Source organism: Arthrobacter sp. BI5 (genome assembly GCF_056680065.1).
This window is the reverse complement of record NZ_CM155264.1, coordinates 948,545-975,544: the sequence shown is the minus strand read 5'-3', so window position 1 is coordinate 975,544 and position 27,000 is coordinate 948,545. Positions and strand designations below refer to the sequence as shown.

Sequence of the window (27,000 nt, the reverse complement as noted above, 5' to 3'; positions counted from 1 at the left end):
TTTCATCGATGACGGAAAACAAGCCCAGCCAGCCTGCGGCTGCACGAACGCCCGGATTTATCCCTGCGCCGCTGAGAGACACGCTATCGCAGCGTCGGTCTGTGGAACGTGAGCGTGCCGAAGCAATTGCGCCGCGGTTCAGCGCTGACAGCGGATTTTGGCGGGGTTCGGGTACGCCGGCTTGATTAGGGCCTGCGGTCTTGCCGGAGGGAATCCCGGATTTCCGTAAGCAGGGCAATCTGGGGGTCTTCGGCCGCTTCTTCCTTGACGTCCGGGTTGATGCCGAGGCGCCGGTTGCGGCGCTCGACCATGTGGTTCATGGGCACGACGATGACGAAGTAAATGGCTGCCGCCACGAGCACGAAGTTAACAATTGCCGTGAGCAGGACACCGAATTTGATGTCGTTTCCGTTGAGGGTCACGACGGCGAAACTATCGAAGTTCGGAGATCCGACCAGGGCCGCAATGAACGGCATGAGAACGCTTTGGACTAGGGCCGTGACTACGGCACCGAAGGCGGCACCAATCACGACGGCGACGGCAAGGTCTACGACGTTGCCCTTCATGATGAAATTCTTGAATCCGGTCAACATAGCGATCAAACTACCCCACGCGGATGCCGTATCGGTTACTTTTGGGGAAAGTTTCGAGGGGAGTCACCGAGTGCCTGCCGGCGCCCGTGGCATGAGGTCGGATTCACCTCCGTGGGGACCTTGGGTTCCTGCAGCGGGGTTGTTCACCTGTTCCGAACTTCTACGCGCGATGCCATGGGCCAGGCGATAGGAGTCGGTGCCGGTTTCGATGATGGTGCCGTTGAAGGTCAGCCGGTCCACGATGGCGGCGCAGAGGCGCGGGTCGGTGAAGGTTTTGGTCCAGCCGGAGAACGATTCGTTGGAGGCGATGGCGATGGAGTTTTTCTCCTCACGGTCGCTGAGGACCTGGAAGAGGAGTTCGGCGCCTCGACGGTCAAGTTCCATGTAGCCAAGCTCGTCGATGCAGAGCAGGTCCACGCGGCCGTAGCGGGCTATGGTCTTGGCCAGGACCTTCTCGTCTGCGGCTTCGATGAGTTCGTTCACGAGTCGGGTGGCGAGGGTGTATTTGACTCGGTAGCCCTTCTCCGCGGCGGCGGTGCCGAGTCCGATGAGCAGGTGGGATTTGCCGGTTCCGGAGTCCCCAATCAGGCAGAGGGGTTGTCCTTTGCGGATCCATTCTCCGGTGGCCAGGGTGTGGATGGTGGCGGAATTGATGTTCGGGTTCGCGTCGAAGTCAAAGTCCCCGAGCCACTTGTCCCGGGGAAAGTTCGCGGCTTTCACGCGCCGGATCGAGGAGCGCCGGTCCCTGTCGTCGCACTCGGCCAGCAGCAGTTCGGCCAGGAAGCCTTGGTAGGAGAGTTGTTCCTTCCCCGCGACGGCGAGGCCTTCATCGAGGACTGCCCGGATGGTGGGCAGGCGCAGTCGGCGGCAGGCCTGGTCCACGGCGGCAACCGCTGCCTGTTCGGTCAGGCCTCGCCGCCGGCGCAGGGCCGGGGTGATGGTGGTCGCCGGTGCGGTGGGGCTCATGAGATGTTCTCCTTTGACGCGGTTCCTGCGGGGTGTTCCGAACGTTTGGCCAGCAGCTCGTCATAGGCGCGGACCGATGGCAGGGGCCGGCTATCAGGTGGCAGCCCGGCGATGACGGCGACGGGGTCCATGAGGCGGCGCTGGGTGAGACTGACAACTCGTTGCACCTTCTCTTCAGCATGAACACGGGGATGACGGTCCGAACTGGCCCCGCCCCGGCAAGATGTCGTGGCGTGTCTGCGGGCTTCGACCGCGACGACGTCGGCGCTGACCGCGCCCACTACGAGGGCCGCGGTGATGCCTGCGTGGATGTCGCAGGCGTCCATGGACCGGTGGAGGAGCAGGACGTCGATGAGTTCACGGGTCCCGTCGGCGTCGCCGTTGACCCGGCGGGAGGCGGCCCAGAATGCCTCGTGCGCGCTGCTGAACGTCCCGGACTCTCGCGCCCGGGCCAAAGCGGTGGAGCCTGGAAGGGCGCCGGGCTTGGTTTTGAGGACCTCGAGATAGTGGTCCAGCTGGACCGACTGCCCGGACCGGGCGGCGAGCCGCTGATGCCTGGCGACCACGGTGCGGCCATCGAACACCACGACCTCGGACGCCCGCAATGACACCCGGACCCTCCGGCCGATGAACCGGGCCGGGACGGAATACTTCACCATCCGGACGGTGACCATCGAGGACCTGTCGACCCTCGGGTTCAGCGCCAGACCCGGATCAAATTCCTCTGCCGGCAACGGGGCCAGGAACGGCCGTTCGATCTCGAAGTCCTGGCCTATGGTGCGGATCCTGTCATTGATCCTCCTGTCCTCGTCCTGGGCTTCCCATTTGCGGATCCGGTCGTTGAGCTCGTCCAGGGAGTCAGCAACCGGCATCGGTGAAAGCCGGTTGCGGCGGAACCAGCCCACCTCACCTTCAACCCCGCCCTTTTCGTGGGCCCCGGCGATGCCGGGCTGGCAATAGAAGGGGTCGAAGCCGTAGTGGGAACGGAACAACACCCATCTGTCGTTCTCCCGGCGCTGCCGGCCCTGGCCGAACACCACAGCGGTTACAGCACTGGTGAGGTTGTCATAGCGGATATGTTTAGTCGGGACGCCGCCCAGAACTTTGAAGGCCTCCACGTGGCCTTCAAGAAAGGCTTCCTGAGCCTGGGTCGGGTAGATCCGGTGGATGGCCCTGCCCGAATGTGATAACCGGAAGATGAACATGTGGCACTTCGTCTTCACCCCGTTCAGCATGATCCAGACTTCACCGAAGTCCACCTCGGCTTCCGCTCCGGGGGCGTGTTCCTGGGGAACGAACACCTCAACCCGGCGGCCGGCCTCCACATCGATCTGGGCGCGGCGGACCCGCACATAATCCCGCACCGTCGAATACGACAGCTCCGGCGCACCGTGCTCTTCGATGAGCCGGGCCAAAATCCTGCGTGCAGTATGGCGCTGCTTCCGCGGCGCCGTCGTGTCCTCGGTCAGCATCGCATCGATCGCGCCCTTGAAGGGCTCCAGCCTCCAGGACACGCCTTGTCTCTGTTTACGCTCCGGAGGGGCAGCTGAATCCAGTGCCTGCCTTACCGTTCGCCTGTGAACCCCGTACCGAACCGCCAACGCACGAACCGACAGGCCCTCAACCCGGGCGTCCCTTCGAATCCGCGCGAACAACTCCACTCTCGACTCCATCCAGACCAGCCTTCCGCCGCATCCATCCAGTGATGAATCCAACGTTGAAGGTGGGGCCACAAATAACCGCCACAGGTGCCCGGCGAGTCATGAAGTGGGGCCGGAAATAACCGTCCTGCCGGGGCCATATAAACCTGTCACAGCCAGGACCATCCAACTCCGCACCGGAATCCCCTGGTTCATCCCCCCACCCCACCTCGACCCCCACCAAACACCCCAAAGAAACCACTACTTCAGATGCTGAGGAGCGCGCCGAACTCAAGAATGCGTCGGCCCGCAGTGACAGTGGCGTGCAGCAGCAGATGGATCGTTCTCGCGACCATCAGATGCGCGAAGAGAGGCGGCCCGGATCAGGCCGACGACCCGGCCGTCGACGGGCCTCGTCAAAGTCATAGACCACGGTGTGATGTCTTACACGCAGCAGCCCCGCCCAGCTCTAACAGCAACCGTCGAGGGAGATGATCATGGCGCACACGGGCGATCTCGGTTCCGCAAGCGGTCGGTCAGTAAGGCGTTACGGGCGAGTTCGCCGTCGCGTCATCCTCGCATTCTTCGGGCCCAAGCACTCTGGTCCGTGGCGCCGCACCTAGCCACCGTCCCCGTCGGCTCCCTAGTCCGCAACGGCTACCGCCCGGCGGCGTACCCCTGGGCGCCCCGGGGGTTGGCCGCGGCCTGCAGAACACCGGTCGCGGGGTCGCGGACGACGGAGGAAAGCCGGCCGAGCGTCCAGCCGCCGGCCACGGTCACAACGTGTCCCCGACGTTTGAGCCCGTCGATAACGTCCTGTCCCAGACGATCCTCCACCACGGCGCCGCCGGGCTCCCAAGTGCGCGGCCAGAACGAGCCGGGCATCGACGTCGTATGGAAAGTGGGTGCGTCGACGGCCTGCTGCGGCGAGTAGCCGCCCACGATCGTCCGCAGCAAATACGGCAGTTGCCACTGGTCCTGCTGGTCGCCGCCCGGCGAACCCAGCGCGGTCACGGCGCGCCCGTCCCGCAGCACCAGCGTCGGCGTCAGGGTGGTGCGGGGCCGCTGGCCCGGCGTGAGGGTGGACGGCGTGCCCGGCTCCAGCCAGGTCATCTGCAGACGGGTGCCGAGGCAGAAACCAAGTTCCGGAATCGCGGGCGAGGACTGCAACCAGCCGCCGGACGGGGTGGCGGAGACCATGTTCCCCCAACGGTCCACCACGTCGATGTGGCAGGTATCGCCGCGGGTTTCCCCGCTCGGCGCCACGGTCGGCTCGCCGACGCCCAGACCCGCCGGCCCGGACCCCCCACCGCTCCGGGCCAGCGCCGGCGGCGTGTATTCGGTCCGCAGCTGCGGGACGTAGGGCTCGCGGCCCGGAACCGTCCCCGGCCGGAATTCGTGCGATGCCTGCTCAGTGATCAATTCCCGGCGGCCCGCGCAGTACTCCTCGGACAGCAGGTACTCCAGTGGCACGTCCGTGTCGCCGTAGTACGCCTCGCGGTCTGCCAGCGCCAGCTTCTGGGCCTCCAGGATCGTGTGCGCCCCGAGCTCGGTGGACGGATCGAGGTACCGGTCCTCGAACCCAGCGAGGATCGCCAGGGTCTGCAGGAGCGCCGGACCTTGTCCCCACGGCCCGGTCTTGGCAACCGTGTGCCCGCGGAAATCCACCGTGGCGGCGGCCTCATAGCCGGCCTCGAAACCGGCCAGGTCGGACAACGCCAGCACGCCCCGGTGATCGGTGCCGGAGGAGTGCCGGTGCGGGGCCTGCACGGATTCCACCATCGCGCGGGCGACGAATCCCTCGCGCCATTCCCGGCGGGCAGCATCGATGCGTGCCTCCCGGGACCCGTCAGAGTCCAACGCCGCCCCGGCTTCGATGAGCCTTTCCAGGGTCCGGGCGTAGGCGGGGTTCCGGATCAGTTCGCCTTCGGCCGGGATCCGGCCGCCCGGCATCCAGAGCTCGGCCGAGCTGGGCCAGTGCTCCTGGAACAGCTCCGCCACCGCGGCAATCGTGGTGCCCACGCGGCCCAGCACCGGGTGCCCGTCACGGGCGTAGCCGATCGCGAACGCCAGGACCGCGTCCAGCTCCCAGGTGCCGTGGTCGCGCAACAGCAGGAACCAGGCGTCGACGGCGGCAGGCACCGCGGCGGCCAGCGCCCCCGAGCCCGGCACCAGGTCCAGCCCTTCGGCCCGGTAGTGTTCCACCGTGGCCCCTGCCGGCGCCGGCCCCTGGCCCATCAGGACCACCGGCTTGCCGGGCTCTGCCGCCGTCACGAAGACGCCGGTCATGTCCCCGCCGGGGCCGTTGAGGTGCGGCTCGACGACGTGCAGCACGAAGGCGCCGGCCGTGGCGGCGTCGAACGCGTTGCCGCCGCGTTCGAGCACCGCCTGGGCCGCCGCCGTCGCGATCCAGTGCGTGGACGCACTCATCCCAAAGGTGCCCTGCAGGGTGGGGCGGGTGGTGAACTGATCAGGCGCGGTGAAGGTCATGGATCAGCCGAACAGCGCCGCCACGCGGGTCAGGGTCTCATAGACCCCGTAGGCCAGCGGGACGCCGACGAGCGCCCATGCCACCGCGAGTTTGCCGGTGGACGCTTTGACTGCCGTCTCGGCGCCGGGGTTGTGTGCAGTGCTCATCTCAGGCCTCCATGGCGGGTTCGGCCGACCGCTCGCGGTCAGGGCGGGGTTCGTGGAATCGTGCGTCGACCGGCTTGACCAGCAGGTTGGCCACAAAGCCGATCACCAGCAGCGCCACCATGGTCAGCAGAGCCGGCTGGTAGGACGCGGCGTTAAGCTGGCCGGGCTTGCCCTGGGCGTCCAGGAAGGCGTTGACGATCAGCGGTCCGGCGACGCCGGCAGCAGACCAGGCGGTCAGCAGCCGGCCGTGGATGGCGCCGACCTGGAAGGTGCCGAAGAGGTCCCGCAGGTAGGCCGGAGCCGTCGAGAAGCCGCCGCCGTAGAAGGAGATGATGACGAAGGCGAGCGCAACATAGAGGACCGTGGTGGAGGAACCGGCCAGCGCCAGCACCGTGTAGAGCAACGCACCGACGCCGAGGTAGACCATGTAGATGCGCTTGCGTCCGGTGACATCCGAGGTCGCGGACCAGGCAAAGCGGCCGGCCATGTTGCCGATGGAGAGCAGCCCCACGAAGCCGGCGGCGACGCCGGCACTGACCAGGGACACGCCGTCGGACTTCCGGAAGAAGTCCTGGATCATCGGGGCGGCCTGCTCCAGGATGCCGATGCCGGCGGTGACGTTGCAGAACAGGGCGATCCAGACCAGCCAGAACTGCCGGGTCTTGACGGCGTTCTTCGCCGAGACGTTATCCGTGGTGACCAGCTTGGACGCTTTGACCTTGGACGGGTCGAAGCCGGCGGGCTTCCAGCCGTCAGCGGGCACCTTGATGGTGAAGGCGCCGAAGAGCATGTAGGCGAGGTAGACGACGGCGAGGGTCAGGAAGAGCTTGCCGACCGAGTCGCCGCTGGCGATCCAGCCCTTGGCGCCGGAGTTGGGGTCGTACATCTTCAGCAGCGCGGTGGAGACGGGGCTGGCGATCAAGGCGCCGCCGCCGAAGCCCATGATGGCCATGCCGGTGGCGAGTCCCGGGCGGTCCGGAAACCACTTGATGAGGGTGGAAACCGGCGAGATGTAGCCGATGCCCAGCCCGATGCCGCCGACCACGCCGTAGCCGAGGTAAACGAGCCACAGCTGGTGCGTAAAGATGCCGAGCGAGCCGATCACAAAGCCGCTGGCCCAGAACATGGCGGAGGTGAACATCGCCTTGCGGGGGCCGTTCTTGTCCACCCAGGTGCCCATAATGGCGGCGGACAGGCCGAGCATCACGATCGCGATCGAGAAGATCACGCCGATCTCGGTCAGGCTGGCGCCGAAGTGCTTGACCAGCGCCGTCTTGTACACGCTCGTCGCGTATGCCTGACCGATGCACAGGTGGACGGCGAGCGCCGCGGGCGGCACGAGCCACCGGTTGAACCCCGGCGGGGCGATTGTTCGTTCTCGGTCCAGCCAACCCATAACTGCTCCCCTTGCTTGTCGAAAGACGTCGGTGTCTCGGCGCTCCCCAAGCACCTGCCCCAGCGAAATAGAGGCTAAGGCCTTCATGAGGGGCCGTTGCCTCCGGCAATCATGGTGCAGATCACACCCAAGCGGCGAATCTCAGCGCTGAATCAGTCGGATTTCACGATGAACGGTAGCTTATTCGCGATAAGCGGTAGGTAGGCGGCTTGGAACGTGCCTACTTACCCAGTCCGGCCTGGCGGAGCGCTTCCGCCATCGCCGTGTTGGCCGGGGCCTGCTGGGGTGCCGCCTTGGTGGCCGGCTTGGGTGTGCCCTGCCGGCCCCGGTCGTGCGAGGCCGCCGCCGGCCTGCCCGTGGTACCGGGCCGCCCTGCGGAAGCTCCCCGCCCGGATGCCGTCCGCCCACCGGAGGCCGCGGGTCCACCGGACCCTTGCCGCCCACCGGACCCTTGCCGACCACCGGAGGCCGCGGGACGGCCCGCCGCCGGTTCGTCGTCGAGCCTCAGCGTCAGCGAGATGCGCTTGCGCTCCGGGTCCGCCTCCAGCACCTTGACCAGGACCACCTGGCCGGACTTGACCACCTCGCGCGGGTCGGCGACGAACCGGTTGGCCAGTGCGGAGACGTGGACCAGCCCGTCCTGGTGCACCCCGACGTCCACAAACGCGCCGAATGCCGCCACGTTGGTGACCGTTCCCTCCAGCACCATGCCGGGTTTGAGGTCCGCGATCTTCTCGATCCCCTCCCGGAACGTCGCTGCAGCGAACGCGGGACGCGGATCCCGGCCGGGTTTTTCCAGCTCGGCGATGATGTCCCGCACGGTGGGCAGGCCGAAGGAGCCGTCCACGAAGTCCTGCGGATTGAGCGCCGACAGGTTCCCGCCCGCCGAGCCGGCACCGGCACCCGTACCGCCGCTGGCCGCGGCCTTGATCTTTCGCGCAAGCGGATACGCCTCCGGGTGCACACTGGAGGCGTCCAGCGGCTCCGCTCCCCCGCTGATCCGCAGGAAGCCGGCGCATTGTTCAAAAGCCTTCGCACCCAGCCGGGGCACCTTCTTCAGTTCACTGCGCTTGCTGAAGGGACCGTGCTCGTTCCGGTACGCCACAATGTTCTCGCTCAGCAGCGGTCCGACGCCGGCCACCCTGCTCAGCAGGGCAGGTGAGGCGGTGTTGACGTCCACTCCGACGGCGTTGACACAGTCCTCCACGACGGCGTCGAGGCTGCGGTCCAGCTTCGCGGCCGTGACGTCGTGCTGGTACTGCCCGACGCCGATCGACTTCGGCTCGATCTTGACCAGTTCCGCGAGCGGATCCTGCAATCTTCGGGCGATCGACACCGCGCCGCGCAGCGACACATCCATGCCGGGCAGTTCCGACGCCGCGAGCGCCGACGCCGAGTACACGGACGCGCCGGCTTCGGAGACGACGAGTTTCTGCGGCGCGGCGCCGGCGTCCGCGCCAAGCTGCTTGATCAGCTCCGCCGCGAGCTTGTCCGTCTCCCGCGAAGCGGTGCCGTTGCCGATCGCCACGAGTTCAACACCGTGCTTCCGGGCCAGCGCCAGGAGCGTGCGCAGCGCCTCGTCCCACTTCCGGGCCGGGGCGTGCGGGTAGACCGTATCCGTCGCGACCACCTTGCCGGTCCCGTCCACGACGGCGACCTTCACGCCGGTCCGCAGCCCCGGGTCCAGGCCCAGGGTGGCGCGGTTGCCGGCGGGCGCGGCGAGCAGCACGTCGCGGAGGTTCGCGGCAAACACCCGGACGGCCTCGTCCTCGGCCGCGGCGAACATCCGGCTGCGCAGGTCGCCGCTCAGGCGGCTGAGCACCCGGGAGCGCCACGCCTGCTGCGCGGTCTGCAGCAGCCAGGCATCGGCGGGCCGGCCGCGGTCGGCGACCCCGAGGAACCTGGCCACGGCGGCTTCGTACCGGCCGCGGGCGGCGGCCAGGGCGGCGTCGTCGTCCGGTTCCGCTTCGCTGAGATCCAGTTCCAGCACCCCGTCCTTTTCGCCGCGCAGCAGCGCGAGGACACGGTGAGAGGGCATCCCGGAGGGCGCCTGGGAGAACTCGAAGTAGTCCTTGAACTTCTGCCCGTCGGCCTCCTTGCCTTTCTTGACCCGCGACACCATCCGGCCCTGGGTCCAGAGCCGCTCCCGCAGCGTCGCGGCCAGGTCAGCGTCCTGGGCGACGCACTCGACGAGGATGGACCGGGCCCCGGCGAGCGCCGCGGCGGCGTCCCCGATGGCATGCTCGGCGTTGAGGTAGCGGGCGGCTTCGCGTTCCGGGTCCAGCTCCGGCCGTTTCAGCAACGTGTCAGCGAGCGGCTCCAGGCCGGCCTCCCGGGCGATCTGGGCCTTGGTGCGCCGCTTCGACTTGAACGGCAGGTAGATGTCCTCCAGCCGCGACTTGGTGTCGGCGGCGACGACGGCGGCCTGCAGTTCCGGGGTCAGCGCCCCCTGGGCGGCAATCGCCTCCAGCACGGTCCGACGGCGGTCCTCCAGCTCGCGCAGGTAGCGCAGCCGCTCCTCGAGCCCGCGGAGCTGGGTGTCGTCCAGGGTCCCGGTGGCTTCCTTGCGGTACCGGGCGATGAACGGCACCGTGGACCCGGCATCGAGCAGCTCCACGGCCGCCTTCACCTGCCAGGGTTTCACACCGAGCTCGGCGGCAATCTGGGTTTCGATCGGGGTGGTTACGGCGGGGTGCTGCGGGAGTTGGCTCACCCAGCCATTTTGCCTTACCGGGGTCAGGGGCCGGGCCTTCCCGCGGCGTCGGAGGTCTCCTGGACGTCCTGCACGACCTCACTGCGGCGCAGGAACCACGGCTTGAACGGCGGGTCAAAGCGGGCGAACCTCGGCGGCCCCACTGGCGTCAGTCCGGCAAGGATCAGCGCCGACTGCAGCCCGTCGTTGCGCCGCGCAAAGGCGGTTTCCGAGCCGCTGCCGGAGAAACGCAGCGCCGCGGCCAAGGAGCCGGGAACGGCCCGGATCCTGACCTCGGGGTCCGTCGGGACCGGAGCGGTTTCGGCGCTCATGCCCGCGGGGAGGACAAAGGCAACCACGAAGTCGGCCGGCGTATCCTTCCCGGGCAGTGGGCCGCTTTGCAGTACCGGAGCGGTCATCGCCAGCTTCTGCGACGTTCCGTTGCCCGGGCTCCCCTGCCCTCCCGGTCCCGGGCTTCCGGTCCCCTGGATCACCGGGGCCGTCATAGCCAGCTTCTGCGACGCGCTGTTGCTGCCGCTGATGTAGTTGAACAGGTGGCGGAAAGCCGCATTTCCGGCGCGGTCGAAGCTCGCGTTGACCCGGATCTCGGCGACGACGTGCGCCGGATAGCGGCGCAGCTCAAAGTGGGGGTAGCTGCGGACCAGCTCGAAGGGTTGTTGTTCGGTCATGGTCCTGCTGACCTTACGCCGCTCCTGCGACGGCGGCCAGAGCCCATGGCCCTGTTGTCAGCACGTTCAGTGTCAGTGGGCTTTGGTAGCTTGGCAGAAGAGAGATCGCCGGCGCCGGGACCCGGCCACGCGGTAACAAAAGAGTCAATCGGCCAGAGCCAAGCAAAGCGGGGGCGCAGTGTTTTTCCTTGAACCGGAAGTACCGGGCGCGGCGCCGGACCTGGTCTACTCCGCGAGTGACCTCGTGGTGGCGGTGGGCTGCGAATACCAGCTGCTCCGAAAACTCGATGAAAAACTGGGCCGCGCCCCCGCCGCCGACTTCGGCACCGACGAGATGCTCCGGCATGCGGCCGCCTTGGGCGACGTCCACGAACACAAGGTCCTCAAGGGGTTTGTGGGCGAGTTCGGCACCTGGGACCCCGACCGCGGGCGGGGGGTATACGACGTCGTTCCCGCCACTGCCATGGACCGCGCCACCTTGGCGGCCAAGCACCACGAATCCATCGAGGCGTTGCGGGCGGGCGCCGACGTCGTTTTCCAGGCCGCGTTCTTCGACGGACAGTTCCACGGGCGCTCCGACTTCTTGGTGCGGCAGGCCGACGGCGGCTACGCCGTGTTCGACACGAAGCTGGCCCGTCACGCCAAGGTGACCGCCCTGCTGCAACTCGCCGCCTACGGTGACCAGCTGCTCAAGGCCGGCATCCCGGTGGACCCGTCGGTGACGCTTGTTCTCGGGGCCACGGTGCAACTGGCCGACGGCGGCTTCGACTACGTCCGGACCCACCACAAACTCGCCGAGATCCTGCCCGTGTTCCGGGAACGGCGCGAGCGTTTCCTGGCCCTGACCGCGGCGCACAGGGCGCAGGCTGACGCTGTCCGCTGGGGTGCGGAGGGTGTCGCCGCCTGCGGCCGGTGCGATTACTGCCAGGAACAGGTCAAGGCCACCGACGACCTGCTCCTGGTGGCGCGGATGAACTCGGTGCAGCGCAAGAACCTGCACGAACTCGGCATTCACACCGTCACGGAGCTGGCCCAAACGCCGCTCGCCAGACCCACGCCCGCGCTCCTGCGGCTGCAGGAACAGGCCCGGATGCAGAGCGGCGTTGGGCCGGCCGACGGGGAGGTCCGGTACCGCAAGGACGGCGAGGAGCACACTTTGCGCTACGCCGTGCTCCCGCACAACGCCCTGGCGGAACTGCCGCTGCCCAGTCCGGGCGACATTTTCTTCGACTTCGAGGGCGATCCGCTGTGGCAGGACAGCGCCACCGGGGTGTGGGGGCTCGAGTACCTTTTCGGGGTCATCGAGGCGCCGACCGGCCCGGGCGATCCAGGGGTGTTCCGGCCGTTCTGGGCGCACAGCCGGGCGGCGGAGAAGCAGGCGTTCCTGGACTTCCTGGACTACGTGGAGCAGCGCCGGCGCAGGTACCCCGCCATGCACGTCTACCATTACGCACCGTATGAAAAGACGGCGCTCCGCAAGCTCTCGGTGCTGCACGTGGCCGGCGAAGACATTGTGGATGAGTGGCTCCGCGAGGGCCTGCTGGTGGACCTCTACCAGACGGTCCGGAACAGCATCCGGATCTCGGAGAACTCGTACAGCATCAAGAAGCTTGAACCGCTCTACATGGGCACGAACCTCCGCACCGGCGAGGTGAAAGACGCCGGCGCCTCCGTGGTGGCTTACGCCCACTACTGCGACGCGCGCGACGGCGGCCGCGCCGAGGAGGCCGCGGACATCCTCGCCGGCATCTCCGACTACAACGAATACGACTGCCTCTCGACCCTGGAGTTGCGGAACTGGCTGCTGGAGCGGGCCAAGGAACGCGGAATCGAGCCCGGCGGCGTGGGGTCCGGATCCGAGTCCGGGCCCGGGCCCGGTGGCGAGGGGTCCGGGCCGGATGGCGGCGGTGCGGGGCCAGGCCGTGGCGGTGCGGGGGTTGGGACCGGGGGCACCTCGGGCGCCTCCGCCGGCCCTGACGACGTCGGCTCCCCCGACGCGGACGCCGGGCTCAGCCCGACCGAGCAGGCGCTGATGAGTTTCGCCGAACCCGGGAACGGCCTGCCCGAGGAGGACCGCAAGGCCGTGGCGATGCTGGCCGCCGCGGTGAGCTACCACCGGCGGGAGCGCAAATCTTTCTGGTGGGCGCATTTCGACAGGTGCGAGCAGGGCCCGGACACCCACGAGCGGGACCGGAACGTCTTCCTTGTTGATTCCGCCGAGATCCTTGACGATTGGCGGCAGGAAGGCCGGAAGCTTCCGGAGCGGCGGGTCCGGCTGACCGGCACCGTCAGCCCCGGCTCGGACTTGCGCGAGGGCAGCAAGTGGTTCCGGATGTACGGGCTTCCGCTTCCTGAGGGTCTGGACGGCACCGGCAAGGACGGTGCTGGCCGGAGCGGATGGTTCGGCACGGAGGTCCTCGAACTGGGTCACGACGACGGCAAGGACACTGTCGTCATCCGCGACCGCCTGCACCGGAACGTGCCTCCGCACAATGAGCTGCCGATCGCGCTGACCGAGGACCAGCCGCTGGCCACCAAGAGCCTGGAGCAGTCGCTGGAGTCGCTCGCGGACCTGGTGGCGGCCGGGCTGCGGTCCGGTGCCATCCCCCGCCACCCGGCCCTTGACCTGGTCCGGCGCCTCCCGCCCCGGCTTGCCGGCGGTGAGTCGCTGCCGCAGCCAGGCGAGGGCGCGGACCGTTTCATCGACGCCATCACGACGGCGGTCCTGGGACTCGACCGCTCCTATCTGGCGGTGCAGGGTCCCCCGGGCACCGGCAAGACCCATGTGGGGTCCCACGTCATCGCCAGGCTCGTGGCCCGTGGCTGGAAGGTGGGGGTCGTTGGCCAATCCCACGCCGTGGTGGAGAACCTGCTGACGACGGCGGTCACCAAGGCGGGAGTCAGCCCGGACCTGGTGGCGAAAGACGTGAAGCACGACAATCCCTTGCCGTGGCACTCGCGCACTGCCAAGGACGTAGCGGCGCTGCTGGACTCCCGCGGCGGCGCCCTGATCGGCGGCACGGCGTGGACAATGACCGGCGCCACGGTCCCGGCCGGCTCACTGGATCTGTTGGTCATCGACGAGGCCGGCCAGTTCTCCTTGGCCAACACCCTCGCCGTCGCCCAGGCCAGCAGCCGGCTGCTCCTGCTCGGCGACCCGCAGCAGCTCCCGCAGGTCAGCCAGGGCAAGCACCCCGAGCCGGTCGACGAGTCGGCCCTGGGCTGGATCTCCGCCGGGCATGCCACCCTGCCGCCGGAGCTTGGCTACTTCCTGGCCGACTCGTGGCGGATGCGCTCCGAGTTGTGCCTGGCCGTCTCCGAGCTGTCCTACGAGGGCCGGCTGCGGTCCGCGCCCGCGGCGGACCTTCGCCACCTGGACGGAGTTCCGGCCGGGATCGAGACCGTGATGGTGCCACACAGCGGCAACACGACGTCGTCCCCGGAAGAGGCCGCCGAGGTTGTCCGGCAGGTGCGGCGCCACCTGGGCTTGGCGTGGCACACCGCTGAGGGCACACGACCCCTCGCGGCCGCCGACATCCTTGTGGTTGCTGCCTACAACGCCCAGGTGAACCTCGTACGCGAAGCCCTGGACCGGGGCGGGCTATCCGGCGTGCGGGTGGGGACCGTGGACAAATTCCAGGGGCAGGAAGCCGCTGTGGTGATCGTGTCCATGGCGTGTTCGGCGGTGGCCGAGGCGCCGCGGGGCATGGAGTTCCTGCTCTCCCGGAACCGGATCAACGTGGCGGTCTCACGCGGTCAGTGGCGCGCCGTTGTCGTCCGTGCCCCCGAGCTGACCAACTACCTGCCGGCCCATCCGGAAGGCCTGGAACAGCTGGGCGGCTTCATCGGCCTCTGCCAGAGGTCCGTGCCCGCTGCCGCCGTCTAGAGGGACATGCCCATTCTTCGCACACGCCACGGGACATGCCCTCTTTCCGCGTGCACCACTGGACATGCCCCTCGCTCCCGGACCGCTCCGAGGGACATGTCCATCCTTAAACGCGAACAGTGGATAGAAAGGGATTCTGTCCACTGTTCGCGGCGTGCACTGGGCATGTCCCGGCAATGATTAGGCCGGTGCCCCGCTTCTAGTTCTGGTAAGCCGGGTAATCGGTGTAACCCTCGGCGCCTTCGGTGTAGAAGGTGCCCGCGTCGGGCTCGTTGACGGGTAGGCCTTCGCGCCAGCGACGAACCAGATCGGGGTTAGCGATGGCCGGGCGTCCAACGACCACAGCATCAGCGTGGCCGTCCGAGACGAGCGCCTTGGCTTCTTCGGGGGTCGTGATGACGCCGAAGCCGGTGTTCAGCAGGAACGTTCCGTCGAAGCGCGAGCGCAGTTCCTGGACCAGTTCGCTCGTGGGCTCCTTGTGGAGCACGCTGAGGTAGGCCAGCTTCAGCGGAGCAAGGGCGTCCACCAGGTAGCCGTAGGTCTCGCGGACGTCGGCGGAGTCCAGCTCCGTAGCGCCCTGCACGTTGTGCTCGGGCGAAATGCGGATGCCCACGCGGTCCGCACCGATGGCGTCCACCACAGCCTGGGCAACTTCGATGACGAAGCGGGCACGGTTTTCGGGTGAACCGCCGTAGTTGTCTTCGCGCTGGTTCGCAGCCGGCGTCAGGAACTCGTGCAGCAGGTAGCCGTTGGCGGAGTGAAGTTCGACGCCGTCGAAGCCGGCTTCGATCGCGTTGCGGGAGGCCTGGACGAACTCTTCACGGATCGCGGGCAGCTCTTCGGTAGTGAGGGCGCGGGGAACCGGGAATTCCTGCTTGCCCTCGTAGGTGCGAGTCACGCCGTCGATGGCAATAGCGCTCGGGGCGACAACCTCGTGGCCACCGGTGGTGTCCTCATGAGTGACCCGGCCGGCGTGCATCACCTGGGCGAAAATCCTGCCGCCCTCTGCGTGGACGGCGGCGGTGACCGCTGACCAGCCCTTGAGCTGTTCCTCGGTGACCAGGCCGGGCTGGCCCGGGAAGCCCCGTCCGGCCGAGCTGGGATAGGTGCCTTCGCTGACAATCAGGCCGAGCGAGGCGCGCTGCCGGTAATGCTCAACAACCAGCGGTCCGGGAACGCCTTCTTTGCCTGAACGGAGGCGGGTCAGTGGCGCCATCACGAGCCGGTTGGGTAGTTCCAGCTGGCCGAGGGTCATTTGGGAAAACAGCATGCGCAGTTCCTTTCGCGTGGATTGTGTCCACGGGTGCAAGCAATCCAGCGCCTGCAACTATTCCGCTTGAGACTCGAATCACGTTCGAATCATCGCGAGGTCGGTGGTGCGCCGGGGCAGCCCTGGCCTTGGGGATTCTGGAGACAGTCGTCTGCGTAGTTGCGGGTGATGGACCGCCAGACGCTGACGGTCTGCGGCGGGGAGCTGAACTGTCCTTGGCCCGGGATTGGCAGCGGCGGACCGCCGTTGACCGAATATGTCCCTTGGAAGTAGGTGGTCAGCACCACCGGGAAGTCGCCGGTCCGGGTGTAAACGTGGCTGGTGGCCGTCTTTTCACCCCACCGGTCCTGCGGCAGCGGCCCCCCGGCCGAATTCTGCGGGCCCAGTGAGTTCCCGTCACCGTAGTTCCAGGCGTACTGGACTGGTTTTGCGTCGACGTGGACATCCTGGGCCAGGATCTTGATGTCGAATTGCTGCTCTGCGGCCTCGGCAAAGAAGTTCGTTTCTGCGCCCCGCAGGGTGTGCGGACTCGGCTGCGCGGTGGCCCGGCCAGGAGCGATGGGAAGTTTCTGGAATTCGGTTTGGATCATGGCGGCGATGCGCGGCAACAAATCTTTAGGTCGTGCATCAAACAAGCACGTTGGCCCGGAATGATAGCTCCAGACCGGATTGGGTACCCCGGCGGGGGCCTTGAGCCAGGTGACGGGAATGCCGTCCTTGCCGTTGGGTCCGTTCTTGCATTCCAACACGGTCGCCAGGCAGTCAGCATCGAAGTCGCCACCACCGAGATGGCATTGGAGTTCGTATTTGTACTGAAAGGGATCGACAGAAGGACTTCCTGGGTCCACCGGAACAAATTTTCCTGTTCCTGGGTCCATTCTCCAACCTCCGACGTTGACCCCTTGGTTCCCAAAACCGGCGTCTACCCCGTCATCGGCGACTGCGTGGCACGGGAAAATACCTGCAAGTGCTGCGGCAAGCACAAACGCCGACAGGATGTTGAGCCGAACACGTGAGGAGCTCATCGGATCGGGTAGAGACCCGCAACTTGCCACGACCCATTTTGGAAGGCTGTGAGCATGACATTTCCAGTGTCAGAGGGTGGAGTTGGTGTCCGGAACTGAGCGCCGCCCGTTTTGAAGTACGTGATTTTTGACTGCTGAACCTGAACGACGACCTGATAGTAGCCGTCAGATCCTGCTTTGAAATCCGTACTGATTGACGGTGCCTTGATGCGCCCTCCAGCCAGCCATCTGTCCTCCTGATAGTTCTCCTTCAGAGCTTTCAAGATATTTGAGCAGAATTCGCAACTTGGGGACGTGACAGCGGACAGGCCAGATGTATTTCCGGTCTCATAGGCAAAGTTGAGCTGCCCGAACCAATACCTCGCAAAAGCCTCCAGCCCCTCCTTCGTCTTCGCCTTCGCAGCCTCCGGGAGCACCGGCAGCGGGACGTTCTGCGCCCGGCCCTTGGCGTCGGCCGGTTTGTAGCTGGCCGTGGCGGTGGGCGTCGGGGTGGTGCTCGGAGTGGGTGACACGGGTTGGCTCGTCGACGCGGCGCTCGGGGCTGCGCTCGGGGGTGATTGGCCGCCGGTGCAGGCCGTTCCCATGAGTGCGAAGGCGGTGAGCAGGGCGACTGCGGTGGCTGACCTGCGGCTGGAGGTTGGAGTGCGAGATGTCATGTTCAGCTAATCCCCCGATAGAAATCAAGACGCCTGAATCCAAACAATGCCTAAGGGTAACTGACACCGCACTCTCGCCGTAAGGGTTATCCACAGGCAGTCGGCTCACTTTCGAAGCGCACGACCCTAGGGAACCATGCGCCCCAAAAGCCCCAGCCGCCTCCCCCGAAATTCACCGCTATTGCCCAAGTCCAATCCGCAAATGCGGCAGGGCGTTGCCGAAGTCTCCACTTCAGCAACGCCCTGCCCCCCGGCCGGACTCAATGCCCGGCTCCTTTGCCTACTTCTTGTTGTCGGCCCCAAGCCCCGAACCGCTGCAGCTTGCCATCGCGCCCTGGCCGGATCCCGAGTTCTTCGAGATCGGCTTGCCGTCAAACAGGATTTCGCAGCCGACCTTTGCCGCGGCGTTCGAAAAATCCCCCATGACAGACAAGGAGAGCAGATCCGAATTCTTGACGGTCTGCTCCTTCTTCCAGCCAGTGCTGACGTCCTCGTTGGACGTCCCGCCGCTGGTCCAGTAACTGACCGAGGCCTTGCCGTTGGTGGTTACCACATACTGGACCTTGTGCTCCGAGTTGAGCGCCTGGTCGGCGGACGATACAGCAGCGGACAGCACAGCCATCCAGATGGCGGCGATGACAATGCTCAAAATCCCCAGCACGAGGCCCGCGATCGCGGCCCCCTTCTTGGCGAACTTGCGGGTGGCACCGATGAGGCCGAACAGGACGGCCAGCGGGCCCAGGACAAAGGCGACGATGCCCATGACCGGAATGAACGAAAAAACCACAGCCACAATGCCGAGCACCAGCGCGGTAATGCCCCAGCCGTTACCCCGCGAAGCCGGCGCCGGAGCGCCGCCCAGGGACGGAACGGTGGACGTCGGCGCGTCCGCGGGCGCGGTGCCGTGTGAATTGAAAGTACTCATGATTCCCCATATTCATGGCCAGGCAACGCCTGGCGGTGTGAAGTGCCCGGGCCCAAGCGCCCCCATGGCGCGGAGGGGCATCTCCGCCAACGGCCAAATACCCTCACGGGCGGTCATTGACTGCGATGCAATCCGGACAAAAAGAACGTTAGGGAGGGGGTCGGACAATTTAGTGGCGGGAACCCGGCCGACAACCCCGGCAATCACTTCCGATGGCCTCTGGCATTTTTCTACACGGGACAGAACAATGAGCCCATGATGTTCGAACACGCAGACAACAGCCCCATCCTGAACCTGTCCGAGGATGAGACCTGGAAACTCATCGAAGGCACACATCACGGCAGGCTCGTCGTCACCGTGGCCGGTGAGCCGGACATTTTTCCGGTGAATTACGCCGTCAATAACCGCAAGCTCTACCTCCGCACCGCCCCCGGCAACAAACTGGCCGAGCTCACCATCAACGCCAAGGTGCTGTTCGAAACTGACGGCATCCTCTCTGAGGAGGCATGGTCGGTGGTAGTTCGCGGCACAGCACGGGTCCTGGAGCAGTCCGCGGACATCGCCGCGGCCGAAGCGTTGAACCTGAAACCGTGGGTGCCTACCCTGAAGGACTTCTACGTCGAGATCGATCCGACGTCGGTCAGCGGCCGGCACTTCCAGTTCGGCGAGCACCCCGAACGGGAGATCTAGGCCAGGTCCGCGGCCGGGCACCGCCGCCTAGACTTAAACCATGGCGGACAGTCTCGCCCCGGAGCGGCGCAGTTGGAACATGTCCCGCATCAGGGGGAAGAACACCAAGCCCGAACTGCTGGTCCGCCGGATGTTGCACGCCAAGGGGTACCGCTACCGGCTGCACGGCACAGCCCGCGGTGGCAGGCTCCCCGGAAACCCGGACCTGGTGTTCGCCGGCCGCCATAAAGTCATCTTCGTCAACGGCTGCTTCTGGCATTTCCATGACTGCAGGGTCGGCCAGCATGCACCCAAATCCAACGCGGATTTCTGGGAAGCCAAGCGCGCCCGCACCCGGATCCGCGACGCCGAACAGCGCCGCCTGCTTGAAAGCTCGGGCTGGGAAGTACTCACCGTCTGGGAATGCGACCTCAAGGACCTCACTGCCCTGGAGCAGCAGCTCGAGACCTTCCTGGCCAGCAAAGCCTGACCCGCTACGCCTGATGGGCCGCTATCAGCCACTCGGCCATTTGCCGCGCCCGGCCGGCAGCCGCCCGGTCTCCCCCGGCCGCGGCGACGATCGAGCCTTTCATCAGGATGTACCAAGACCGGGCGAAGGACTCCGGGTCAACCAGGTCCGCCTCCTCGGCGAGCTGCTGCACATGGCCCCTGATCTTGTCGAGGTAGTCAATGCTCGCCCGGCCCAGCGGGTGGGTGGGCCCCATCTCCAGCAGGATGTTGACAAAGGAGCAGGCCTCAAAGTCCTCCCGCGCAAACCAATCGGCAAAGACATCGAAGATCGCCAGCAGCTGCTCCACCGGGGTGCCGCCCCGGCGTCGCGCCTCGGAAATAATGGTGGCTACCGTCCATTGCCGGTCCCGGCGCTCCAGAAAAGCGAGCACCAGCTCATCCTTGGAGGCGAAGTGACGGTAGAAACTGGCCTTCGCCACCCCGGACCGGGCGATCAATTCATTGATCCCCACATCCCGCACGCCGCGACGCGAAAATAATTCGTACGCAACGTCCAAAATGCGTTCCCGGATCCCGGTAATCTCAGCAGCACCGACGGTGTTTTCACCGCCGGCCGCAGGAATGCGACCGCCGCCCGCGCGAGGGGGCTGTGGGGGCGTTGCCTGGGAATTGGTTGAAACAGACATCAAAAATATCTTACCGCTACGCGAGACAGACTGGTCTACCTGGGCTAAAATCGACACTCGGGGACTAGGACTCTATTGGTCAGTACGTGGGGATACTACGAACTCCGCAGGAGAGCACCATGCCACACTTGTTGTTGTCTACCGAGACCCGCACGCGGCACGCCGCCCGGAGCCCCGAAACACATGAGGATCTGGAGCCCCTGCGCCGTCAGGTTTCCGCCATCATCGACGCCATTCTTTCCGAGGACAAGCCCGAAGAGGCCGCCGTCCGGGAACAGCTCCGCGGGCACGTCGCCAACAATCCCGGCGAGCCGGAAAAGGCCCTTCTGGCCCACCTGCTGTCCGTCTCGACCTCCCTGCAGGACGACACCGCGTAGGTCTACCGCTAGCGGCTGATCGTCGCCTGCCGCACGACTTCGCCCCAGGACTGCTGGGCCAGGTCCGCCACCGAAGCCAGGATGTCCGACGGCGGCAGGGACAGATCCAGCGGGAACTCCACCACGTCGATGTCCGTATTCAGGATCCGGCGCAGCTTGATCTCGCCGGCGCCCGCATAGACCAGCCACGCCGTGGGCACCCGCAGCGAGGTGCAGTACGCCAGCATCCGGTAGTGGTCCGCGGACAGCGAGGCGCCGACGTCGGACGCCGCCTTGTACTTCGCGTCGTACACCATCACCGGCCGGCCGCCGAGCAGATGCACGGCGCCCGGCTGGACCATGATCCGGTCGGAGTCCCGAACTGCCTCGTTGAGCATCGAGTTGTAGCGCAGCCGCATCTCGCCCGGGTACGCCGCCATGGCTTCGCGCAGCGCGGTCCCGACGAAGTCCTCGAAGACCTTGGACATGTCCACTACAAACGACGCCGAGTGCTGCCTGCCGTCCCCCGCCTCGGCCGAGGCGTTGCGCAGGATGACCTCCGCCAGCCGGAGGGCTGCGTGGTAACGGACGTTCATCCGGCTGGCCCGCCACGGCGGCAGCGGGGCCCCGGACTGCAGGCGCGTCACGGCGTCGAGCTTTCCCTTCAGCCGGCGCAACCGGCTGAGCACGTCAGCCCGGACCCCCGGCACCTGCGACATGCGTTCGAGGGCGGTGCGGAGGATGCGGTTTTCCGGGATGTCCTCGGTGAACTCGTCGTAGGAGACCTCCAGCGGCACCAGCATGCCGGGCCGGCGCGAGATCTGGTCCGACATCCGAATCCTGCCCTTGACGGTGCGGAGCGACTCATCGACGTTCAGGTAGCCCTGCAGCACGCCCCGGCTGAGGGCCTTGTCGGTGAGTTGGGCCAGGGATTCGGCGAGGGCGCTCCAAAGGTCGGTGTCCTCGACGGCGGCCACGGCGTCGTCACGGAAACCCTGATGCTGCGTGTAGCCGAGCAGGAACAGCAGCCGGTGCAGGCCCAGCCGCTCCTTGGGCCGCACCTCCAGCTGCACTGAGGGGGTGCGCACGGAGCCCACCTTGCCGACAGGTTCGATCCGGAACAGGCCCATGCCCAGCGGTGAGGCCTTGGCCAGCCCGCTGCCGTTGATGTAGGCGGCGCTGCCGGCGTCGATCCGTTCCACCACTCCCCCGGACAGCTCGTCCAGGACGATGTGGCGGACGGAGCTGCCTGGGGCAAGGCTAGACGCGCGCAAGGCGCGCCATCAGCTGCTCCAGGCCGAACCGCTCCTCCAGCTGGGCCCGGTTGAGCTGGCCGTGGTAGTGCTCTTCGAGCAGCGGCATCAGCTCGTACTTCCAGATCCGGCGCAGCCCGGTGGGAGTCTGGGCGGCCTTCTTCATGAAGTAGGACGGCCCGATCATCAGGTCCCGGTCCCACTCGTCGATGGCGTTGTTCAGCTCGTCGAGCAGCAGCGCCGGCGTCGTGTCCAGGTCGCGGGCCTGCAGGAAGCGCAGCAGCGAGCCCTTCACCGGCTCGGTCTTGGGGTGCAGCTCGATGAAGGAGAACCGGCGGCGGATGGCCGCGTCCATCATCGCGATGGACCGGTCCGCGGTGTTCATGGTGCCGATGATGTACAGGTTGTCCGGCAGCGAGAACGGCTCGGTGGGGCTGTACTGCAGGTAGATCCGGTCGTCGCGGTATTCCAGCAGGAAGTACAGCTCGCCGAAGACCTTGGCCAGGTTGGCCCGGTTCATCTCGTCGATGATCAGGAAGTACGGTTTGTTCTCGTTGCCCGGTTTGGCGGCTTCCTCGGCCAGCCGGCGCAGCGGTCCGGCGACTAGTTTGAAGGAGACCTGGCCGTCGTCAGTCTTGTCCGGCCGGTAGCCTTCGAAGAAGTCCTCGTAGGCGTAGGAGGGGTGGAACTGGACGAGTTTGACCCGCTCGTCGCTGGTGTCCCCGGCCAGTTCGGCGGCGAGGTGCTTGGCCAGGTAGGTCTTGCCGGTGCCGGGCGGGCCGTAGAGGACGAGCTGGCGGTTCTCCTCCAGCAGTTCGGCGATTTCCTGCAGGGGCTCCAGGTCCATGTGCAGGGATGCGGCGAATTCCGCCGTCAGCGGCCGGAACCCCTCGCAGGGTTCGACGACGGCGGCCGGCTCGGCACCGTCGCCGGCGTCGGCCTCGGCCTCGGCGGGAAGCAGGGTCTCGAGTGCCTGGATCACCCGGGTGACGTCCACGATGATCCCGGAGCTGGCCAGCTGCCGCTGCACGTGCCGGGGCAGTTCTGTCATCGAGTGGACCTCGTCGAACCAGCGGACCTTGCGGCGCAGCCGGCGGTTGTCGTCGTGATGCTCGGGTTCGCCCAGCACCACGCCCACCCGCACGGTCCCGGAGGTCTGGTAGAGGGTGAGGTCGCCGGGTTTCATCACGGTCAGGAAGGCGAAGACCGCGGTTTTGGTGTCCTCGCGCTCCACATAGCTGAGGTGCTTGTAGTCCTCGTCCACGGCGTGCTGGACCACGCCCGCGGTGACGCCGGGATCGAGCAGGCGGAGGTGTTCGACGTCGAGCGTCACCGCTTCCTCGTCCTGCCAGGCGGCGAGGACGTCCGCGTTGTCGTGGTGGCTGCGCAGCAGCCAGGCGCGGCGGCCGGGATCGCCCACCTTCCGCCACTGGCTGACCAGTTGCCGGGAGTACCAGTCGATCCGCTGCCCGGCCTGTTCGTCGAGGTGCAGCCGGATCCGGTGGATGTCAGCGGAGACTTCCTCATCGGAGTCGCCCTTGGCGCCACCCACCAGGGAGGCGAACGCGTCCCGGATCTCCTGGCGTTCGACGTCGGCCACGACGGGTTCGAAGTAGGCCGGCCAGACCAGGAATTCGATGCTGCGCCGGATGGCGGGCTGGTCTTCCGGGGTGCCGGCGGTGAGCTCGTGGAAGGCCAGCGGGTCCTTGATGGCGGCCTGGACGACGCCGGCCGGGCGCTGCGCGACGTGCCGCACGAAGCGGCACAGCCACTTCAGGTGGTCCCAGATGGTCCAGTTGAATTCGGCGGTGCGGTCCCGGATCACGCCGTGGTCCGTCATGCCGGCGTACAGTTCGCTAGGGAGCTCCAGCGGCGGCTCCAGCCAGGACGCTGCCTCCGCCACGCGGGCCCGTTTGACCTTGAGCGACTTGACCTCGTGCGCCAGCGGCAGCGACTGCAGGAACAACAATTCCACGGCCAGTTGTTTCGCCCCGCGGGTGGCGCCCTCCAGGTTTTCGCGGAGGTTGGTCATCATGGGCGCCTTGGGATCCGGGATGCCCCGGTCCAGGCGCTCCAGCAACTCCGAGGCCGCCGCAACGGACCACGTCCTGGTCCGGCCGTCCAGCGGCGACGCCTTGCCGAGCAGCCCCGGGCCAAGCACAAACCACGCCGCGTCTTCGATCTCTTTGGAGATGCCGAGGGCGCGGTGCATGGCGGGCTTTTTGTTGGGGGTCATGCCTTCAATTTACAGGCTTAAGCTGAACACCCGCATCACGCCGCACACCGTACCTACCGGCCAGTAGCTTTCGGCCGCGGTACCGACGGTGTCCGCCGCGCGGCGGCCGGGGCCTTACTTGAGGGCCGGGCGGCGCTTGACGCCGAAGGTGAAGTAGCTTCCGGGACCAACGAAGTTGATCAGGGTGGCGGCCCGCCAGAGCGCCTTGCTGCCGCGGATCTCCTCCGCCGGGCGGCGCGAAATGTCGCGCTGGGCAGCAATCAGGAGGGACAGCTGGACGACGGCCGCCGTGATGGTGCCGAACTTCGCCATCGGCGAGAGCTCTTTCCAGGTCTTCTTCCGCGCCTTCATCTTGCTTCGCTTGGCCATGATCCGTGCTCCTAAGGTTCTCATCGTGCAGGCATCCCGCGGGCCTGTTCAGTCTAGGACCGATCCCGGCAGCGAGGTAGTGGCTAGTGGGTCTGGCGGGCCGCTACGAAGGGTGCGAGCTTGGCCTTCTGCTCCGGGGTCAGACGCAGGACCCGCCCGGTGGCCTCATCCACGAATGCCAAGTGGCTGCTTGCCTTGACGCAGTCCTCGCCCGTGACGGGGTCCTGGACGAGGTAGTGGACGTCGAAGCTGGCGCCCTTGACCGCCCCGATCCAGAGCTGCACCACGGCGGGAACGTTGCGGTATTCGAGGGTCCGGACGTAGCGGATCTTGTGCTCCACGACCAGCGCCAGGGTGCCCTCCGGGATGTCGTTGAAGAGCGAGACCTCAGGTTCGACGCCGGGCAGCCCCGCGCCGCGGGGCGGCCCGAACGCCGCGATCCGGGCCTCCTCCAGGATCCGGACGAGCTGCACGTTGTTGATGTGCCCGTACGCGTCCATGTCGCCCCAGCGCATCGGCACCTGCACCTCGAGGCGCCTCGCTTCACCGGCCCGCTCGGCTCCGTGGGCAGCGGGCTCCCCTGGCACGGCCGCGTGCTCGGCCCCGGGGGCAGCTCCGGCGCTCAACTGTGCACCGCCGTCGGCTCTTCCAGGACGGACGCGTCGGCGTCCTCCCCGGCGAACTGGGACATGTACAGGCGGTAGTAGGCGCCCTCCAGTTCCAGCAACTCCGCGTGCCTGCCCTGTTCGACGATCCGTCCGGCTTCCATCACCAGGATGGTGTCCGCGTCCCGGATGGTGGAGAGGCGGTGGGCAATCACGAAGCTGGTGCGCTCGGTGCGCAGCGCGGCCATGGCCTTTTGGACCAGGACCTCGGTGCGGGTGTCCACCGAGCTGGTGGCTTCGTCCAGGATCAGCAGCGACGGGTTGGCCACAAACGCCCGGGCGATGGTGATGAGCTGCTTCTCGCCGGCGCTGACGTTGTTGCCTTCCTCGTCGATGACGGTGTTGTAGCCCTCCGGCAGCGCCCGCACGAAGCGGTCCACGAAGGTGGCCTTCGCGGCCGCCATGATCTGCTCCTCGGTGGCGTCCAGCTTGCCGTAGCGGATGTTCTCGTAAATCGTGCCGCCGAAGAGCCACGCGTCCTGCAGGACCATGCCCACCTTGGAGCGCAGTTCGGCGCGGCTGAGCCGGGTGACGTCGACGCCGTCGAGCGTGATGACCCCGGCGTTGAGCTCGTAGAAGCGCATCACCAGGTTCACCAGCGTGGTCTTGCCGGCCCCGGTCGGACCGACGATGGCCACCGTGTGGCCGGGCTCGGCGGTGAAGGACAGGTCCTCGATCAGCGGCTTGTCCGGGGTGTAGCTGAAGGTGACGTGCTTGAACTCTACGTGCCCGTCGGTTTTGGCCGGGAGGTGTTCGACGGCGGTCTCGGCGTCCTGTTCGTCGGCGTCGAGGAACTCAAAGACCCGCTCGGCGGAGGCCACGCCGGACTGCAGCATGTTGGCCATGCCGGCCATCTGCCCCAGCGGCTGGGTGAACTCGCGCGAATACTGGATGAACGCGGTGGCGTCGCCCAGGCTCATCCCGCCCGAGGCCACCCGCAGCCCGCCGACGACGGCGATCCCCACGTAGCTGAGGTAGGAGACGAACTGCATGACCGGCATGATCATGCCGGAGACGAACTGGGCGCCGAAGCTGGCCTTGTAGAGCTCCTCGTTGCGTTCGTCGAAGCGGGCCAGCATGTCGGCGTCGCGGCCGAAGACACGGACCAGGTCGTGGCCGGAGAAGGATTCCTCGATCTGGCCGTTGAGCTCGCCGGTGTTCTTCCACTGCGCGGCGAACAGCTTCTGGCTGCGCGCGCCGATGATGCCGGCGGCCACGCCGGAGAGCGGGAGGGCGATGAGCGCAATCAAGGCCAGCTGCCAAGACACGATGAACATCATGATCACAATGCCGATCACCGTCAGTGCGGAGTTCACCAGCTGCGCAAACGCCTGCTGCAGGGCCTGCTGTATGTTGTCCACGTCGTTGGTGACGCGGGAGAGGGTGTCGCCGCGCTGGCGGGTATCGAAGTAGTTCAGCGGGAGCTTGTTCAGTTTCTTTTCGGTGTCGTCGCGCAGCCGGCGGACCACGCGCATCACGAGCACGTTCAGGACGTAGCCCTGCAGCCAGAGGAAGATGTTCGCGACGAAGTACATCACCAGCACCACGCTGATCAGGAACGCGAGCTTCTGGAAGTCGATGCCCACGCCCGGAACGACGTCCATCCTGGCCAGCATGTCCGCGAAGTTGTCCTGGCCCTGGGAGCGCAGTCCGGCGATGAACTGGTCCTTGGTGGCGCCGGCCGGCAACTGCTTGCCGATCACGCCGCCGAAGATCACGTCCATCGCCTGGCCCAGGATGCGGGGCGCGATGACGTTGAGGACGACCGCGACCGTCACCATCGCAAGGACGGTGGCAATGCCGGCCCGCTCGGGTTTCAGCAGGCCCATCAGCCGTTTCGCCGAGGGCCAGAAATGCTGGGCCTTCTTCGCGGGCACGGCGCCGAACATGCCGCCGTCGGCCTCGCCGGGGGTGAATTCC

Annotated in this window: 21 protein-coding genes and 1 pseudogene; 4 read left to right on the top strand and 18 right to left on the bottom strand. The window is 66.8% G+C overall.

Translation table 11 applies throughout. The annotated features are described in order from the left end of the window. Positions 1-185: 185 nt before the first annotated feature. The 8 genes and pseudogenes from mscL to AC1MED_RS04555 form a co-directional block, all read right to left on the bottom strand. Positions 186-593 (bottom strand): large conductance mechanosensitive channel protein MscL, encoded by a 408-nt coding sequence (gene mscL / locus AC1MED_RS04590; RefSeq protein ID WP_066435231.1) that lies wholly within the window; start codon positions 591-593, stop codon positions 186-188. 174 nt (positions 594-767) lie between these two features. Further along, positions 768-1,559: pseudogene (gene istB, locus AC1MED_RS04585) on the bottom strand (IS21-like element helper ATPase IstB); the annotation flags it as partial. Continuing rightward, positions 1,556-3,232 (bottom strand): IS21 family transposase, encoded by a 1,677-nt coding sequence (gene istA, locus AC1MED_RS04580; RefSeq protein ID WP_479785682.1) that lies wholly within the window; start codon positions 3,230-3,232, stop codon positions 1,556-1,558. The pseudogene istB and the gene istA, both read right to left, overlap by 4 nt. A 624-nt stretch (positions 3,233-3,856) precedes the next feature. Continuing rightward, positions 3,857-5,689 carry a gamma-glutamyltransferase family protein gene (locus tag AC1MED_RS04575; protein WP_479785680.1) on the bottom strand — a complete coding sequence of 611 codons (1,833 nt, stop codon included), beginning with the start codon at positions 5,687-5,689 and terminating at the stop codon, positions 3,857-3,859. A 3-nt stretch (positions 5,690-5,692) separates the two neighbouring features. Next, complete coding sequence (locus tag AC1MED_RS04570) at positions 5,693-5,836, bottom strand: MFS transporter small subunit (protein ID WP_479785678.1); 144 nt, start codon at positions 5,834-5,836, stop codon at positions 5,693-5,695. A gap of 1 nt (position 5,837) precedes the next feature. Beyond that, the gene (locus tag AC1MED_RS04565; RefSeq protein WP_479785676.1) at positions 5,838-7,232 is read right to left on the bottom strand and encodes an OFA family MFS transporter; all 1,395 of its coding nucleotides are present in this window, start codon (positions 7,230-7,232) and stop codon (positions 5,838-5,840) included. Between the two features lie 220 nt (positions 7,233-7,452). Further along, complete coding sequence (locus AC1MED_RS04560) at positions 7,453-9,945, bottom strand: Tex family protein (protein ID WP_479785674.1); 2,493 nt, start codon at positions 9,943-9,945, stop codon at positions 7,453-7,455. A 23-nt stretch (positions 9,946-9,968) separates the two neighbouring features. Beyond that, positions 9,969-10,613, bottom strand: coding sequence for an SOUL family heme-binding protein (locus tag AC1MED_RS04555; protein ID WP_479785672.1), 645 nt, complete (start codon positions 10,611-10,613; stop codon positions 9,969-9,971). A gap of 178 nt (positions 10,614-10,791) precedes the next feature. Here AC1MED_RS04555 and AC1MED_RS04550 point away from each other — a divergent pair, with 178 nt between their 5' ends. After that, positions 10,792-14,499, top strand: coding sequence for a TM0106 family RecB-like putative nuclease (locus AC1MED_RS04550; RefSeq protein ID WP_479785670.1), 3,708 nt, complete (start codon positions 10,792-10,794; stop codon positions 14,497-14,499). 199 nt (positions 14,500-14,698) lie between these two features. Here AC1MED_RS04550 and AC1MED_RS04545 read toward each other — a convergent pair whose 3' ends face one another. The 4 genes from AC1MED_RS04545 to AC1MED_RS04530 all read right to left on the bottom strand — a co-directional run bounded on the left by AC1MED_RS04545 (position 14,699) and on the right by AC1MED_RS04530 (position 18,375). After that, positions 14,699-15,769, bottom strand: a complete 1,071-nt coding sequence (locus tag AC1MED_RS04545) for an alkene reductase (RefSeq protein WP_479785668.1) — start codon at positions 15,767-15,769, stop codon at positions 14,699-14,701. Positions 15,770-15,858: 89 nt separating this feature from the next. Continuing rightward, positions 15,859-16,794 (bottom strand): hypothetical protein, encoded by a 936-nt coding sequence (locus AC1MED_RS04540; RefSeq protein WP_479785667.1) that lies wholly within the window; start codon positions 16,792-16,794, stop codon positions 15,859-15,861. Then, positions 16,791-17,306 (bottom strand): DUF6318 family protein, encoded by a 516-nt coding sequence (locus tag AC1MED_RS04535; protein ID WP_479785665.1) that lies wholly within the window; start codon positions 17,304-17,306, stop codon positions 16,791-16,793. Before AC1MED_RS04535 ends, AC1MED_RS04540 begins: the two co-directional genes overlap by 4 nt. Positions 17,307-17,730: 424 nt before the next feature. Then, positions 17,731-18,375 carry a TrbL/VirB6 family protein gene (locus AC1MED_RS04530; RefSeq protein WP_479785664.1) on the bottom strand — a complete coding sequence of 215 codons (645 nt, stop codon included), beginning with the start codon at positions 18,373-18,375 and terminating at the stop codon, positions 17,731-17,733. Positions 18,376-18,630: 255 nt separating this feature from the next. Between AC1MED_RS04530 and AC1MED_RS04525 the strand changes: the two genes are divergently transcribed. Both AC1MED_RS04525 and AC1MED_RS04520 read left to right on the top strand, forming a co-directional pair. After that, positions 18,631-19,065: a pyridoxamine 5'-phosphate oxidase family protein gene (locus AC1MED_RS04525; RefSeq protein WP_479785662.1), complete on the top strand. Its 435-nt coding sequence runs from the start codon at positions 18,631-18,633 to the stop codon at positions 19,063-19,065. Positions 19,066-19,105: 40 nt separating this feature from the next. Then, positions 19,106-19,534 carry a very short patch repair endonuclease gene (locus tag AC1MED_RS04520; RefSeq protein ID WP_479785661.1) on the top strand — a complete coding sequence of 143 codons (429 nt, stop codon included), beginning with the start codon at positions 19,106-19,108 and terminating at the stop codon, positions 19,532-19,534. Between the two features lie 4 nt (positions 19,535-19,538). Here the strand turns inward: AC1MED_RS04520 and AC1MED_RS04515 are convergent, their stop codons facing one another. Continuing rightward, complete coding sequence (locus AC1MED_RS04515; protein WP_479785659.1) at positions 19,539-20,201, bottom strand: TetR/AcrR family transcriptional regulator; 663 nt, start codon at positions 20,199-20,201, stop codon at positions 19,539-19,541. Between the two features lie 119 nt (positions 20,202-20,320). Here AC1MED_RS04515 and AC1MED_RS04510 point away from each other — a divergent pair, with 119 nt between their 5' ends. Then, positions 20,321-20,578 carry a hypothetical protein gene (locus tag AC1MED_RS04510; RefSeq protein ID WP_346959917.1) on the top strand — a complete coding sequence of 86 codons (258 nt, stop codon included), beginning with the start codon at positions 20,321-20,323 and terminating at the stop codon, positions 20,576-20,578. A gap of 8 nt (positions 20,579-20,586) precedes the next feature. Here the strand turns inward: AC1MED_RS04510 and AC1MED_RS04505 are convergent, their stop codons facing one another. The 5 genes from AC1MED_RS04505 to AC1MED_RS04485 all read right to left on the bottom strand — a co-directional run bounded on the left by AC1MED_RS04505 (position 20,587) and on the right by AC1MED_RS04485 (position 26,969). Continuing rightward, complete coding sequence (locus AC1MED_RS04505) at positions 20,587-21,783, bottom strand: 5-methylcytosine restriction system specificity protein McrC (protein ID WP_479786543.1); 1,197 nt, start codon at positions 21,781-21,783, stop codon at positions 20,587-20,589. Between the two features lie 34 nt (positions 21,784-21,817). Beyond that, on the bottom strand, positions 21,818-24,046 hold the full coding sequence (locus AC1MED_RS04500) for an McrB family protein (RefSeq protein ID WP_479785658.1): 2,229 nt from the start codon (positions 24,044-24,046) through the stop codon (positions 21,818-21,820). 114 nt (positions 24,047-24,160) lie between these two features. Next, positions 24,161-24,415 carry a hypothetical protein gene (locus AC1MED_RS04495; RefSeq protein ID WP_346959920.1) on the bottom strand — a complete coding sequence of 85 codons (255 nt, stop codon included), beginning with the start codon at positions 24,413-24,415 and terminating at the stop codon, positions 24,161-24,163. 83 nt (positions 24,416-24,498) lie between these two features. Next, on the bottom strand, positions 24,499-24,930 hold the full coding sequence (locus tag AC1MED_RS04490) for an acyl-CoA thioesterase (protein ID WP_479786542.1): 432 nt from the start codon (positions 24,928-24,930) through the stop codon (positions 24,499-24,501). Positions 24,931-25,037: 107 nt separating this feature from the next. Next, positions 25,038-26,969, bottom strand: coding sequence for an ABC transporter ATP-binding protein (locus AC1MED_RS04485; protein ID WP_479786541.1), 1,932 nt, complete (start codon positions 26,967-26,969; stop codon positions 25,038-25,040). Between the last annotated feature and the right edge of the window lie 31 nt (positions 26,970-27,000).

What these genes read in the sequence shown, in the direction of transcription:
- AC1MED_RS04495 (WP_346959920.1), bottom strand. Translation starts at nt 24,415, where the DNA reads ATGGCCAAGCGAAGCAAGATGAAGGCGCGGAAGAAGACCTGGAAAGAG.
- AC1MED_RS04545 (WP_479785668.1), bottom strand. Translation starts at nt 15,769, where the DNA reads ATGCTGTTTTCCCAAATGACCCTCGGCCAGCTGGAACTACCCAACCGG.
- AC1MED_RS04510 (WP_346959917.1), top strand. Translation starts at nt 20,321, where the DNA reads ATGCCACACTTGTTGTTGTCTACCGAGACCCGCACGCGGCACGCCGCC.
- AC1MED_RS04485 (WP_479786541.1), bottom strand. Translation starts at nt 26,969, where the DNA reads ATGTTCGGCGCCGTGCCCGCGAAGAAGGCCCAGCATTTCTGGCCCTCG.
- AC1MED_RS04570 (WP_479785678.1), bottom strand. Translation starts at nt 5,836, where the DNA reads ATGAGCACTGCACACAACCCCGGCGCCGAGACGGCAGTCAAAGCGTCC.
- AC1MED_RS04515 (WP_479785659.1), bottom strand. Translation starts at nt 20,201, where the DNA reads ATGTCTGTTTCAACCAATTCCCAGGCAACGCCCCCACAGCCCCCTCGC.
- istA (WP_479785682.1), bottom strand. Translation starts at nt 3,232, where the DNA reads ATGGAGTCGAGAGTGGAGTTGTTCGCGCGGATTCGAAGGGACGCCCGG.
- AC1MED_RS04555 (WP_479785672.1), bottom strand. Translation starts at nt 10,613, where the DNA reads ATGACCGAACAACAACCCTTCGAGCTGGTCCGCAGCTACCCCCACTTT.
- mscL (WP_066435231.1), bottom strand. Translation starts at nt 593, where the DNA reads ATGTTGACCGGATTCAAGAATTTCATCATGAAGGGCAACGTCGTAGAC.
- AC1MED_RS04575 (WP_479785680.1), bottom strand. Translation starts at nt 5,689, where the DNA reads ATGACCTTCACCGCGCCTGATCAGTTCACCACCCGCCCCACCCTGCAG.
- AC1MED_RS04520 (WP_479785661.1), top strand. Translation starts at nt 19,106, where the DNA reads ATGGCGGACAGTCTCGCCCCGGAGCGGCGCAGTTGGAACATGTCCCGC.
- AC1MED_RS04565 (WP_479785676.1), bottom strand. Translation starts at nt 7,232, where the DNA reads ATGGGTTGGCTGGACCGAGAACGAACAATCGCCCCGCCGGGGTTCAAC.
- AC1MED_RS04500 (WP_479785658.1), bottom strand. Translation starts at nt 24,046, where the DNA reads ATGACCCCCAACAAAAAGCCCGCCATGCACCGCGCCCTCGGCATCTCC.
- AC1MED_RS04540 (WP_479785667.1), bottom strand. Translation starts at nt 16,794, where the DNA reads ATGAGCTCCTCACGTGTTCGGCTCAACATCCTGTCGGCGTTTGTGCTT.
- AC1MED_RS04525 (WP_479785662.1), top strand. Translation starts at nt 18,631, where the DNA reads ATGATGTTCGAACACGCAGACAACAGCCCCATCCTGAACCTGTCCGAG.
- AC1MED_RS04490 (WP_479786542.1), bottom strand. Translation starts at nt 24,930, where the DNA reads ATGCGCTGGGGCGACATGGACGCGTACGGGCACATCAACAACGTGCAG.
- AC1MED_RS04530 (WP_479785664.1), bottom strand. Translation starts at nt 18,375, where the DNA reads ATGAGTACTTTCAATTCACACGGCACCGCGCCCGCGGACGCGCCGACG.